The organism is Acidovorax sp. FHTAMBA (genome assembly GCF_038958875.1).
In the GTDB taxonomy this organism is placed as follows: Bacteria; Pseudomonadota; Gammaproteobacteria; order Burkholderiales; family Burkholderiaceae_C; genus Acidovorax.
Genome location: NZ_CP152407.1, coordinates 3,993,944 through 4,006,254, shown reverse-complemented (window position 1 = coordinate 4,006,254; position 12,311 = coordinate 3,993,944). Strand labels below are relative to the sequence as shown.

The following is a 12,311-nucleotide window of genomic DNA, read 5'->3' as shown; positions in this document are numbered from 1 at the left end:
GCTGAAATGAGTGCATCAACCCACAGCGGAACCCCCTACTACTACGTGCCGGCGGAGTCGCGTCATCCGGTCATGGCGGCAGCTGGTCTGTTCTTTGTCATTCTGGGCGCAGGCCAATGGATCAACGGCCATGACTGGGGCAAGTATTCGCTTGCTCTGGGTCTGGTGTGGTGGCTGTTCACCCTGTATCAGTGGTTCGGTGACGCGGTTCGCGAGAGTGAGGGGGGTCTGTACGGTCACAAGATCGACCTCTCGTACCGCTGGAGCATGAGCTGGTTCATCTTCTCCGAGGTAATGTTCTTTGGCGCGTTTTTCACGGCCCTGTGGTGGGCGCGCTCGCACTCTGTGCCCGCGCTTGGCAGCCTGGAAAACGCCCTGCTGTGGCCGGACTTCAAGGCCGTGTGGCCCAGCCTGGCTGCGGGCGTCACGGCTTCTCCCGCAGGGATCGTGGAGCCTTTCCAGACCGTGGGCCCTTTCTGGCTGCCCACCATCAATACGGCGCTGCTTCTGACTTCGGGTGTCACTCTCACGATTGCACACCATGCACTGCGTGAAAACCACCGCGGCAAGACCATCGCCTTCATGTGGGCCACGGTGCTGTTGGGCTTCGTCTTCCTGCTGGTTCAGGGCTACGAGTATTACCACCTGTACACCGACCTGAACCTGAAACTCAACTCGGGTATTTTTGGCTCCACCTTTTTCATGCTGACCGGATTTCACGGTTTCCACGTGTTCCTGGGCATGCTGATGCTGCTTGTGATCACGCTGCGCCTGCAGAAGGGCCATTTCACGGCAGACAAGCACTTTGGTTTTGAAGGTGCCGCCTGGTACTGGCACTTTGTGGACGTGGTGTGGCTGGGCCTTTACGTGCTCGTCTATTGGATGTAAGCGTACGAGGGCTTCTTCTGCCACGAAAAAAGCGCCTCGCGGCGCTTTTTTTGTTGGCATGTGGAGGGGCGAAAAGTCCGTCTTTAACGCGTGGTGGCAGGCAGTCCGGTGGGCTGGATGTAACCGAGCTTCCATGCCACCAAAATACACAGAAAAAGCACGATGGAGAACCCCACCCGGAGCGCAAGCGCCTTGGCCATGTGAGAGCCCTTGGCCTTGTCGTCGCGGCCATTGCGCATCATGAAGAACAGGGCAGAAGCCAGGCTGGCAAGAATGGCAATAAACGCCACCACTACGAGGTATTTCATGGAGCACATTATCCAGTGACTGCCGTCCGTCCATCTCTGGGCCTGCGCTTTTGGCTGATTGCTGCGGCGGCAGTTGCGGGGATGCTGATCACCGCGTCCATGGGGCGCTGGCAATTGTCCCGCGCAGCTGACAAAGAGGCGCTGCAGGCGCTGCTGGACGAACGGGGCCGCATGCCCGCGATCGACGGAGCAAGCTTGCTCAACGCAGAACCGGACCAGGATGTCCTGGTCCACCGTTCCGTGGTGCTGGAAGGGCGCTGGCTGCCACAGCACACGGTATACCTTGACAACCGCCAGATGCAGGGCCGCCCGGGCTTTTTTGTGCTGACGCCACTGCAGTTGGCCGCAGAGGGGGGCGGTGTGGTGCTGGTGCAGCGCGGGTGGGCGCCGCGCAACTTCCAGGATCGGATGCAGCTGCCCCAGGTGCTTACGCCTCAAGACGCTATGGTGCGTGTGCAGGGCCGCGTGGCGCCTGCTCCGTCCCGTTTGTACGAGTTCCAGGGCGCCGACAGCGCGCTGGGGTCTTCCCGCATCCGGCAAAATCTCGACCTGGCAGCGTTTCGCGCCGAAACCGGTCTGGCGCTGGCTCCGCTCACGGTGCAGCAGGGCGGCGAGCCCAGCGAGGGGCTGCAGCGCAACTGGCCCGTGGTGGGCACAGGCGTCGACAAACACTACGGTTACGCATTTCAATGGTTCGGGCTATGCGGCCTGATTGCACTTCTCTATGTCTGGTTCCAAATCGTCCGACGGTTCATTCGCCCACGCAGCCAGCCTGCCGCCTGAGGCGCAGGGGGACCATCCCCTGGGTCTGACCGTGCACACGCTGCCCGAAGCTGCAGGTGCTGTGGCCACGGCCCAGCGTGCGCGCTACGGACGGTGGAAGATGTTCGGCGTGCTGCTCATCTGTGCGGCCCCGGTGGTCGCCTCGTACTTCACGTACTACGTGATCCGTCCCGAAGGCCGCCGCAACTATGGCGAGCTGATCAATCCGCAGCGCACGTTGCCGGATGCCAGCGCGACGGCGCTCGATGGCAAGGCGCTTTCCCTTGCGTCCCTCAAGGGGCAATGGCTCCTGGTCAGCGTGGCCAGTGGTGCGTGTGAGGCCGCCTGCCAGAATCACCTGTACCTGCAGCGGCAGTTGCGGGAGAGCGTGGGCCGGGAAAAGGATCGCGTGGACTGGGTCTGGCTCGTGAACGACACCGCCGAGGTGCCCGCCGAACTCGCGCCCGCGCTGCAAAAGGCCACGGTGCTGCGGGTGGACGCTGTGACACTGGATACCTGGCTGGCGCCCGCCGAGGGCCGGCAAATGGCGGACCATCTTTACGTGGTGGACCCCATGGGCAACTGGATGATGCGGTTTCCCGCAGCGATGGACACTGCCGGCGCGGCCAAAGCCAAGCGCGATCTGGAACGCCTGCTGCGCGCGTCGTCTTCGTGGGACGAGGCGGGCCGTCCTGGACAACCGTGATGGACACGCAGCCGCTTTACGACCTGGCGCCCCTGGCGCGGCTCATGCTGCTGGGCGTGCTGATTGCGCTCGGGCCGCTGGCCTGGGTGGGCTGGCGCAACCGGGGCAAATCCCCTGTGCGTCGCCTGCAGGCGCTCACGGTGCTGACCCTGTTCCTGACGTTTGATCTGGTGCTGTTTGGCGCCTTCACGCGCCTGACGGACTCCGGTCTGGGATGCCCGGACTGGCCCGGCTGCTACGGCAATGCCAGCCCCGTCGGCGCCCGTGCGGAGATTGCCGCCGCCCAGGAGGCCATGCCCACCGGGCCCGTGACACACGGGAAGGCCTGGGTGGAGATGATCCATCGCTACCTCGCCACCGGCGTGGGCGTGCTCATCATCGTGCTCACGGTGTCGGCCTGGGTGCAGCATCGCAAGGCCCTTCGGGGGCAAGGGCCGCCGCCTCCTGTGGGTCCGTGGTGGCCTACGTTCACGCTGTTCTGGGTGTGTCTGCAGGGTGCGTTCGGGGCGCTGACGGTGACGATGAAGCTGTTCCCGGCGATTGTCACGCTGCACCTCATCGGCGGGCTGGTGCTGCTCGCGCTGCTGTGTGTCCAGGCCGTGCGGCAGACTTACGCCGCCCAGGGCCGGGCGCCCGCGCGCATCTCCTCGGCGCTTCGCTGGGGTCTCGTGATCACGGCGCTCCTGGTGGCCTTGCAGGTGGTGCTGGGTGGCTGGGTGAGCACCAATTACGCCGTGTTGGCCTGCACCACCTTTCCCACTTGCCAGGGCAGCTGGTGGCCCCCCATGGACTTTGCGCAGGGTTTTCAGATCTGGCGTGCTCTGGGCATGCTCCAGGACGGTAGCCACATCAGTTTTGCGGGTCTTACGGCCATTCACTACGTGCACCGGCTCATGGCCTATGTGGTGCTGGCGGCCCTGGGCATGCTGTGCTGGCGGTTGCGACAGGCGCATGTGCTGCAGGTGCAAGGGCGCTGGCTGGCGGCGCTCGCGCTGCTGCAGCTGGTCACGGGTCTGTCCAACGTGGTGCTGGACTGGCCGCTGATCGCCGCTGTATTGCACACAGGCGGTGCTGCAGCGCTGGTGGTGGTGTTGACCTGGGCCCTGGTGGCCAGCGACACGGCCGCTGCGCACCAAGAGTTTTCCGCGCCCTCGGGCGCATCGAGAGTGTCTGCATGAGTGTTGCTACCCCCGCCGCTGTATCCCCGCCGTCGCGTCTGTCGCAGTTTTATGCGCTGACCAAGCCGCGGGTGGTACAGCTCATTGTTTTTTGTGCCTTGATCGGCATGGTGCTCGCGGTGCCAGGGCTTCCCTCCGGGGCGCAGCTCGGGCTGATGGCCATTGCCTGTGCCGGGGTGTGGCTGGTCGCGGGCGCGGCGGCCGCCTTCAACTGCATCGTGGAGCAGGGCATTGACGCCAAGATGAAGCGCACCGCCTGGCGCCCCACGGCCAAAGGCCAGCTCTCCAACACCCAGACGCTGCTGTTTTCCGCCGTGCTGTGTGCTGCGGGCTCGGCGCTGCTGTATTTCTGGGTGAACCCGCTCACCATGTGGCTCACGTTTGCTACCTTTGTGGGCTATGCGGTCATCTACACCGTGATCCTCAAGCCGCTCACCCCGCAGAACATTGTGATCGGGGGCGCATCGGGCGCCATGCCGCCGGTGCTGGGGTGGGCCGCCATGACCAACAACGTCGGTCCGGAAGCGCTCATCCTGTTCCTCATCATCTTTCTGTGGACGCCGCCGCACTTCTGGGCGCTCGCCCTCTACCGGGTGGAGGACTACCGCAAGTCCGGCCTGCCCATGCTGCCGGTGACGCACGGCAACGAGTTCACCCGCCTGCAGGTGTTCCTGTACACCCTGATCCTTTTTGCGGGTTGCCTGATGCCCTTCGTGTATGGCATGAGTTCTTGGATCTATCTGGCCGCCGCGGTCGTGCTGAGCGCCGGTTTTTGTGGCTATGGCTTTGCCTTATGGCGCAACTACTCGGATGCGCTCGCGCGCAAGACCTTCCGGTTTTCCCTCATCCACCTGAGCGTGCTGTTTGCCGCGCTGCTGGTGGACCACTACGTGCTGTGACACTGCCATGCCCATGCTGAAACGAAATGCTCTTAAAATGATAGCTGTCAGCGCTTTATCCATAAGCGCTGCGGGCATTTTTAGTGCCTGTTCCGAGAAAAAAACCGAGTTTCGGGGTGTGGACATCACCGGCGCGGAGTACGCCCGTGACATCCCGCTCACCGACCACAATGGCCAGGCGCGCCACATCAAGGACTTCGCGGGCAAGGTGGTGGTGGTGTTCTTCGGCTTCACGCAGTGCCCTGACGTGTGTCCCACGGCCATGCAGGAGCTGGCCGAGGTCAAGCAGATCCTGGGCAAGGATGGCGACCGCCTGCAGGGCATCTTCGTGACCGTGGACCCGGAGCGCGACACCCCCGAAGTGCTCAAAGCCTACATGGCGAACTTCGACCCGAGTTTCCTGGCCTTGCGCGGATCACCCGAGCAGCTCGCTGCCGTCGCCAAGGATTTCAAGATCTACTACAAGAAGGTCGACGGCAAGACGCCCACCAGCTACACCATGGACCACTCGGCGGGCAGCTACGTGTACGACACGGCGGGCCGTCTGCGCGTGTACAACCGATATGGCAGCGGCGCGCAGGCGCTGGCGTCCGATGTCAAGGCGCTGCTGGGCGAGGGGGGCTGAAGCGGCCACCCCAGCGCCCTCAGGCGCCTGCCCTTCACTCCGCCTTGATGCCACGCCGGGCAATCACATCGCCCAGCAGTCGGGTGTCGGCCTGTATGCGGTTGGCCAGCCCTTCGGGCGACGTGCCGGCCACCTGCCAGCCTTGCTGGAAAAGCTTGGTGCGCATTTCGTCGCTGCGGGCAATATCTCCGATCAAAGCGGCCAGCCGCGCCTGGATGGCCGCGGGCATGGTGGCAGGTGCGGCAAATGCATTCCAGATTTCAAGGTTGAAACCGCGGATGCCCACCTCGGCCAGGCTGGGAACATCAGGGACCAGCGGGCTGCGGACGGTCGAAGTGACGCCAATCGCCCGCAGCTTGCCTGCGCGCAACTGGGCCTGCGCCAGCGCGGGGGGCAGCATGGCCATCTGCAGCTGGCCGCCCAGCATGGCGGTGGCGACCTGTGGGTAGCCCGGATACGGGATATGGACCGGGTTGATGCTGCTGTGCGACTTGAGCAGTTCGGTGCCGATATGGCCGACCGTGCCCACGCCCGGCGTGCCATAGCTCCATGTGTCGCCAGCCGCGCGGGCCGCGGCGAAAAACTCGCGCGCATCCGCACTGGCGGGTACGCCCGGCTGGGCAACGGGTGCCGTCAGCACCAGGGGTGACGTTCCGATCAGGCTGAGCGGGGCCAGATCCTTGAGCGGGTCATAGGGCACCGCCGGATTGATCATCTTGGCGATGGTCATGTTGCCATTGATCATCAGGCCAATGGTGTGGTCGTCACGTGACTTGGCCACCGCATCGGCGCCGATATTGCCACCTGCCCCGACCCGGTTCTCCACAATGACGGGCTGGCCCAGCGCTTTGGACAGGGGTTCAGAAAACGCCCGTGCCGTCAGATCGGGAGAGGTTCCCGCCGGGAACCCGACAATGATCCTGAGTGGCTTGGTCGGCCACGCAGCTGCGGCGCCGGCACCCGTGGGCACGGCGCTGCCTTGCGCATGGCACCACGGCGACACGACGGCTGCCAGGGCCAACAGCAGCGAGGCCCGCCGCGACGGGGTGAGACAGGGGGGACGTAGCATGGGTAATTTCTCCTCAAGGTAATCATCGCGGCCCCAACGACAAGGGGCCCCAACCGGGGCCCCACGAGGCAGTTTTATCGGCGGAGGATACTACCTTGCCGCGTTGGCTCAGGCGTATTCGGCCAGCGCCTTTTTCATCTTCTTCATGGCGGCCACCTCGATCTGGCGGATGCGCTCCGCACTCACGCCATAGACGGCCGCCAGGTCGTGCAGCGTCATGCCACCCGTGCCGTCGTCATTCACCTTGAGCCAGCGCTCCTCCACGATGCGGCGGCTGCGGTCGTCCAGGCTGCCCAGCGCGGTGGCAATGCCGTCGGTGGCAAGGGCGTCACGCTGGCGCGACTCGATCATGGCCGTGGGTTCGTGCGAGGCGTCCGCCAGGTAGGCAATGGGCCCGAAAGCCTGCTCGCCGTCGTCCGAGGGTGCGGGGTCCAGCAGCACATCGCCACCCGACATCCGGGTTTCCATCTCGATGACTTCTTCGCGCTTCACATTGAGTTGCGCGGCCATGGAATCGATTTCCTGATCGGACAGGGTATCGCGGTGCGTTGCGGCATCGGCCGCAGACGCATCGGCCTTGAAGCCCTGCTTCATGGAGCGCAGGTTGAAGAACAGCTTGCGCTGGGCCTTGGTGGTGGCCACCTTCACCATGCGCCAGTTCTTGAGGATGTATTCGTGGATCTCGGCCTTGATCCAGTGCATGGCGTAGCTCACCAGGCGCACGCCCTGGTCGGGGTCAAAGCGCTTGACAGCCTTCATCAGGCCCACGTTGCCTTCCTGGATCAGGTCGCCATGGGGCAGGCCGTAACCCAGGTATTGGCGGGCGATCGAAACCACAAGACGCAGATGCGACATCACCAGCCGGCCGGCGGCGTCCAGGTCATTGTTGTCCTTGAGCTGCCGTGCATAAGCCTGCTCTTCTTCGTGCGTGAGCAGTGGCAGGCGGTTGACGGCGGAAATGTACGCATCCAGATTGCCCAAAGGAGGCACCAGCGCCCAAGGGTTGGCGGGCGCCAAAGTCGTCGTCGCGGTTCCAGATTGAATGTTCATTCCGGCAATCCTTTCCTCTAAGCCATGATGTTAGCACTCTCTGTGAGTGAGTGCTAAAACGTAAGTTCCCCCGCCGTCGTGTGCTGCTGCGCTGCGCAGTGCAGGGTGCCAAGTGATTGATTTCAATGAATTTTGTGATTTCTGCGGTGCCCGCATGGGCGGGTATGAACTGTGGGATTGATGAACCGGCGCCAAGGTTCCGGCCGGAACTGGGTGCTGGAGTCGTTCAGGCCTGTGTGGCAGACTTTGACGCCCAGATTCAGGGAGACGCTGATGACCCGTCCGACAGCCCTTCGCGAAATTCTCGTTGTGAGCACGACGGTCGCCACCGAAGCAGAGGCGCGGCGCCTGGCTCAGCTGATTTTGCAGGCGCGCCTGGCGGCCTGTGTGCAGGTGGAGCCGATCACTGCCTACTTTCACTGGCAAGGGGCGCTACAGGAAGACCGCGAACTTCGCCTGGCGTGCAAGACGGTGGCGCGCGCGTTGCATCCCTTGCTCGACCTGTTGCGGTCGCAGCATCCGTATGCGTTGCCGCAGCTGGTGGTGCAGACGCTTGAAGCCTCCGGGGCGTATGCAGACTGGGTGGACGCGGAGGTCGCCCCGACCCGTGTGGTGGCCTGATGGCGCAGGAGCCGCCAGGATCCGGCGTTGTCAGCGGGCTGTGGGGTCCATCGGGCCGGCGGCCAGTGCAGTCGCTTCAAACTGCTCCAGCGGCATGGGTTTTCCGAACAGATAGCCCTGAAACACCTTACAGCCATGGGCCAGCAGAAACTGGTGGTGCGCTGGTGTCTCCACGCCCTCGGCAATGACTTCCAGCCCCAGGCTGCCCGCCAGCGCGATGATGGATCGTGCAATGGCCGCATCGCTGGGGTCCAGCAGCACATCGCGCACAAAGCCCTGGTCAATCTTGATCTGATGCAGGGGCAGGCGCTTGAGGTAGCTCAGGGACGAGTACCCCGTGCCGAAGTCGTCCAGCGAGAACTCCACCCCCTTGGCGCCCAGCTTGCGCATGGTGTCGATCACGCTGTCCACGTTGTCCAGCAGCAGGCTTTCGGTGAGCTCCAGCTTGATGTGCCCGGGGTCTGCGCCGGTGTGCCGCAGCAGCGTGAGTATCTGGCTCACGAAGTCTTCCTGCAGGAACTGGCGTGCACTCACGTTGACGGCCACCGTGAGGTGGGCAAACCGCGGATCGGCGCGCCAGCGCGCCTGCTGGCGCAGGGCGGTCTCCAGCACCCAGTAGCCCAGGGGCAGGATCAGGCCCGATTCCTCGGCCAGGGGAATGAATTCCGATGGCGGAACCATGCCGTGCACCGGGTGCTGCCAGCGCACCAGGGCTTCGGCGCCAATGACGCGCCGCTCAACGTCTACCTGGGGCTGGTACAGCAGCAGGAACTGCGCCTGGCGCAGCCCGTTGTGCAGTTCGGTTTCGAGCAGGGCGCGGCGGTTCACGGCCTGCTGCATGTCGGGGTCAAAAAAGCGCAGGGTGTTGCGGCCCGCGCCCTTGGCGCGGTACATGGCCATGTCGGCCTGCTTGAGCACTTCGTCCACCGAATCGCGGTGGTCGCGCAGCAGGGTGACCCCGATGCTCGCCGTGAAGTGGTGCTCGTGCCCGGCCAGCTCGTAGGGCTGGCGCAGCTGGGCCAGGATCAGCTCGCCCAGCGTGCGCGCCTGGGATGCGGCCTCGGGCGGGTCACTGCTCAAGCTCTGCAGCACCACCACAAATTCGTCGCCCCCCAGGCGTGCGACGGTGTCCTGCTCACGCACGCACCCGCGAAGTCGCACGGCCACTTCCTTGAGCAGCAGGTCGCCCACCTCATGGCCCCGCGTGTCGTTCAGGGTCTTGAAGTTGTCCAGGTCCACAAACAGCACGGCCGTGGTCAGCCCCGATCGCGCGCTGCTGGCCAGCACCTGCTGAAGCCGGTCCACCAGCAGGCGGCGGTTGGGCAGGTGCGTGAGCGCGTCGTTGAAGGCCAGATACCGCGCTTCATCCTCGGCCGCCTTGCGTGCTGAGATGTCGATGTCGATGCAGAACATCTCGGGCGGGTGGCCCGGCACCTGGATGTAGGCATGGCTGGAGAACACATGCACTGCAGAGCCGTCCTTGCGTTGCAGCAGCAGCTCGCCCGCCGGGATCACCTCGCCGGTGGCGAACATGTGCTGCATGTGCGCCCGCACGCCGTCGCGCATGGGCGGCGGGATGATCAGGTCGAGCAGGTTGCCGCCCAGGGCTTCTTCGGCCGTATAGCCGTACAGCTGTTCGGAAGCCTTGTTCCAGTAACTGGTGGTGCCATCGGCGAGGTAGCCTTGCACCGAGATGGAGGGGATGTTGCGCAGCAGCGAGCGAAACCTCAGCTCGGACTCTCGCAAAGCACTCTCTGCCTGCTTGCGCTTGGTAATGTCGCGGGCCAGAAACACCACAGCCGCCTGGCCGCCCACCTGAACCCCCAGGGGCTGGGTGCGCCCTTCAAACTGGCGCAGTCCCGACAGGGTCTGCATCTCGTATTCGACGCTGTGGGTCTGGCCGGACTGCAGCGTTTCCCGGATAAGCGTCATGAACCGTTCGGCCTGCTGGGCGGGCAGCACATCGTGCAGCCGCTGACCTACCAGCTCGGGGGCGCTGGCGACCAGGGTGGAGTCGTTGGGGGACAGCACCTCCACATACCGGCCCTGGGCATCCAGCACCAGCAGCACATCGGGGATGGCCTGCGTGATGGCATGCAGGCGCGCGGCCGTGCCAGTGAGCGCACGCTCGGTGGCCATACGCTGCTCCACATCGTGCAGCAGCAAGCCCAGCACCACGGTGGCAGGGGTGAAGGTCAGCAGATAGGGCAGGGCCAGCGTCTGGTTGATGCGCTGCACGGCCTCGGCGGGCAGAAGCTGAAACAGCGCGATCACCGCCGTGTGCAGCAGCAGCCCGAACAGCGCGAGAGGAACGGGCTCCACCCCCAGCTGCCCCCGGGCGCGGCCCACGCGGTACACCAGCCCCATGGCAGTGCACAGCACGATCACCATCAGCCCCACCTCGCCGCCCGCGCCCCCCAGCCATATGCGCCCGGTGGCCGCCATCAGCGCCGCAATGCCCGCTACCAGCGGGCCGCCAAACAGGCCCGCCATGCTCAGCACCACCGAGCGTGCGTCAAAGATCACGCCAGGCATCAGCACCACCGGGGTGAGCATGCCCACCAGACAGACGCCGCCAAAGATCAGCCCCGAAAAGACCTGGCCCACCCACGGGTGCTGACGCCAGACGCGGATGTTGAACCCATGCAGAAAGCACAGCGCCAGCAGCAGCGCAACGCCTTTGACCAGCTCAATGAACATGGGCCTCCGTGCTTTCCAAGGGGAAAGCCCATGATGGAGGAAACGTTGCGATCCGTAAACGTGTAAATGGCCCCGGATGGGGCCATTGCTCACAGGGTGATGCGCAGATCGCGAGGCTCAGCTCAGCAAAGCCTGCGCAAACTCGCGCGCGTTGAAGGTTTCCAGGTCTTCGAGCTTCTCACCCACGCCGATGAAATACACCGGGATGGGGCGCTCCTGCGCGATGGCGGCCAGCACGCCGCCCTTGGCCGTGCCGTCAAGTTTGGTGACGATCAGGCCGGTGAGCTGCAGCGCGTCGTCAAACGCACGCACCTGGGCCAGCGCGTTCTGGCCGGTGTTGCCGTCGATCACCAGCAGCACCTCGTGCGGGGCGGTGGCGTCGGCCTTGGTGACCACGCGGCGGATCTTTTTCAGCTCTTCCATCAGGTGCAGCTGCGTGGGCAAGCGCCCTGCCGTGTCCACCAGCACCACGTCCTTGCCGCGCGCCTTGCCAGCGGTCACGGCATCAAAGCTCACGGCGGCGGGGTCGCCGCCTTCCTGGCTGACGATTTCGACCGTGTTGCGGTCGGCCCATACGCCCAGTTGCTCGCGCGCTGCCGCGCGAAAGGTGTCAGCCGCCGCCAGCAGCACGGCCGCGCCTTCGTCTGCCAGGTGCTTGGTGAGCTTGCCGATGGACGTGGTCTTGCCCGCGCCATTCACGCCCGCCACCATGATCACCGTGGGGGTGTGCTCGCCAATGACCAGGGCTTTTTCGAGGGGGCGCAGCAGGTCGGTCAGCGCATCGGCCAGCAGGCCCTTGACGGCGGCGGGGTCGGTGGCCTTGGCCTCCTTCACGCGGCGTTTGAGGTCGGCCAGCAGGTGGTTGGTGGCCTTGACGCCGGTGTCGGCCATCAGCAGGGCTTCTTCCAGCTCTTCATACAGCGCATCGTCGATCTGCGTGCCGGTGAAGACCGTGGTGATGGAGCTGCCGGTCTTGCGCAGGCCGTTCTTGAGCCGGTCCAGCCAGCCTTTGCGTTCGACAGGCGCTGCGGGCGCGGCAGGGGCGAAGGGCGCGGGTGCAGCAACCGGTGCGGCCGCAGGAACTGGGGCTGGTACAGGGGCTGGTACAGGGGAAGCGGGCGCTGGCTGCGCCACCACAGGGGCTACGGGCGCAGGTGTGGCAACCGGCGCGGGTGCGGGTGCGGTTGCAGGGGGTACCACTCCCTCGGGAGCCTTCGGGGCAAACGGGTTGCGCAGCCAGCCAAACCCGGCGGGAGCGGGAGCAGGGGAGGGGGATGGGGATGCGGGCTCTGCGGCGGCAGGCAGGGCCGGGGCGGGTGCGGCTGGCGGCTGCGCGGGTTGCGCCGCCTCCTGGCTGGCCAGGGGCGGTGGGGCAGTGGGCGAAAGCCCAGGCGTTGGCGCTGAGGTGGCTGGCGACGAAGCCTGTGGGGGCTCGTCGGCAGGGGCAGGCGCGGGGGAGGGCTTTTTCTTGAAAAAACTGAACATTGGCGGGTTCTTAGAATCAG

12 protein-coding genes are annotated in these 12,311 nt (G+C 65.0%); 7 read left to right on the top strand and 5 right to left on the bottom strand.

Annotated features, from left to right (window positions below; translation table 11 throughout):
* Window positions 1-6 precede the first annotated feature (6 nt).
* A complete protein-coding gene (locus AAFF19_RS18680) occupies window positions 7-888 on the top strand; it encodes a cytochrome c oxidase subunit 3 (RefSeq protein WP_008903407.1) in 882 nt (293 codons plus the stop codon).
* Between the two features lie 83 nt (window positions 889-971).
* Here AAFF19_RS18680 and AAFF19_RS18675 read toward each other — a convergent pair whose 3' ends face one another.
* The gene (locus AAFF19_RS18675; RefSeq protein WP_008903408.1) at window positions 972-1,196 is read right to left on the bottom strand and encodes a twin transmembrane helix small protein; all 225 of its coding nucleotides are present in this window, start codon (window positions 1,194-1,196) and stop codon (window positions 972-974) included.
* A gap of 15 nt (window positions 1,197-1,211) precedes the next feature.
* Between AAFF19_RS18675 and AAFF19_RS18670 the strand changes: the two genes are divergently transcribed.
* From AAFF19_RS18670 to AAFF19_RS18650, 5 genes are read left to right on the top strand one after another with little or no spacing between them, the layout of a single operon-like run.
* The gene (locus AAFF19_RS18670; protein WP_182118767.1) at window positions 1,212-1,979 is read left to right on the top strand and encodes an SURF1 family protein; all 768 of its coding nucleotides are present in this window, start codon (window positions 1,212-1,214) and stop codon (window positions 1,977-1,979) included.
* The gene (locus AAFF19_RS18665; RefSeq protein WP_342720770.1) at window positions 1,921-2,664 is read left to right on the top strand and encodes a hypothetical protein; all 744 of its coding nucleotides are present in this window, start codon (window positions 1,921-1,923) and stop codon (window positions 2,662-2,664) included. The genes AAFF19_RS18670 and AAFF19_RS18665 overlap by 59 nt, the downstream gene beginning before the upstream one ends.
* Window positions 2,661-3,842, top strand: coding sequence for a COX15/CtaA family protein (locus AAFF19_RS18660; RefSeq protein WP_182118765.1), 1,182 nt, complete (start codon window positions 2,661-2,663; stop codon window positions 3,840-3,842). Before AAFF19_RS18665 ends, AAFF19_RS18660 begins: the two co-directional genes overlap by 4 nt.
* A complete protein-coding gene (cyoE, locus tag AAFF19_RS18655; RefSeq protein WP_182118764.1) occupies window positions 3,839-4,741 on the top strand; it encodes a heme o synthase in 903 nt (300 codons plus the stop codon). Before AAFF19_RS18660 ends, cyoE begins: the two co-directional genes overlap by 4 nt.
* A gap of 13 nt (window positions 4,742-4,754) precedes the next feature.
* The gene (locus tag AAFF19_RS18650; RefSeq protein ID WP_182118763.1) at window positions 4,755-5,366 is read left to right on the top strand and encodes an SCO family protein; all 612 of its coding nucleotides are present in this window, start codon (window positions 4,755-4,757) and stop codon (window positions 5,364-5,366) included.
* A 34-nt stretch (window positions 5,367-5,400) separates the two neighbouring features.
* On the opposite strand, the gene AAFF19_RS18645 is transcribed toward AAFF19_RS18650, so the two are convergent.
* Entirely contained in the window at window positions 5,401-6,435 is a 1,035-nt protein-coding gene (locus AAFF19_RS18645) for a tripartite tricarboxylate transporter substrate-binding protein (protein WP_182118762.1), read from the bottom strand.
* Window positions 6,436-6,543: 108 nt separating this feature from the next.
* Window positions 6,544-7,485, bottom strand: coding sequence for an RNA polymerase sigma factor RpoH (gene rpoH, locus AAFF19_RS18640; RefSeq protein WP_008903415.1), 942 nt, complete (start codon window positions 7,483-7,485; stop codon window positions 6,544-6,546).
* A 273-nt stretch (window positions 7,486-7,758) separates the two neighbouring features.
* Here rpoH and cutA point away from each other — a divergent pair, with 273 nt between their 5' ends.
* Window positions 7,759-8,106, top strand: a complete 348-nt coding sequence (gene cutA / locus AAFF19_RS18635; protein ID WP_342720769.1) for a divalent-cation tolerance protein CutA — start codon at window positions 7,759-7,761, stop codon at window positions 8,104-8,106.
* Between the two features lie 30 nt (window positions 8,107-8,136).
* Here cutA and AAFF19_RS18630 read toward each other — a convergent pair whose 3' ends face one another.
* Window positions 8,137-10,806 carry an EAL domain-containing protein gene (locus AAFF19_RS18630; RefSeq protein ID WP_342720767.1) on the bottom strand — a complete coding sequence of 890 codons (2,670 nt, stop codon included), beginning with the start codon at window positions 10,804-10,806 and terminating at the stop codon, window positions 8,137-8,139.
* Window positions 10,807-10,923: 117 nt separating this feature from the next.
* The gene (ftsY, locus tag AAFF19_RS18625) at window positions 10,924-12,291 is read right to left on the bottom strand and encodes a signal recognition particle-docking protein FtsY (RefSeq protein ID WP_342720766.1); all 1,368 of its coding nucleotides are present in this window, start codon (window positions 12,289-12,291) and stop codon (window positions 10,924-10,926) included.
* Between the last annotated feature and the right edge of the window lie 20 nt (window positions 12,292-12,311).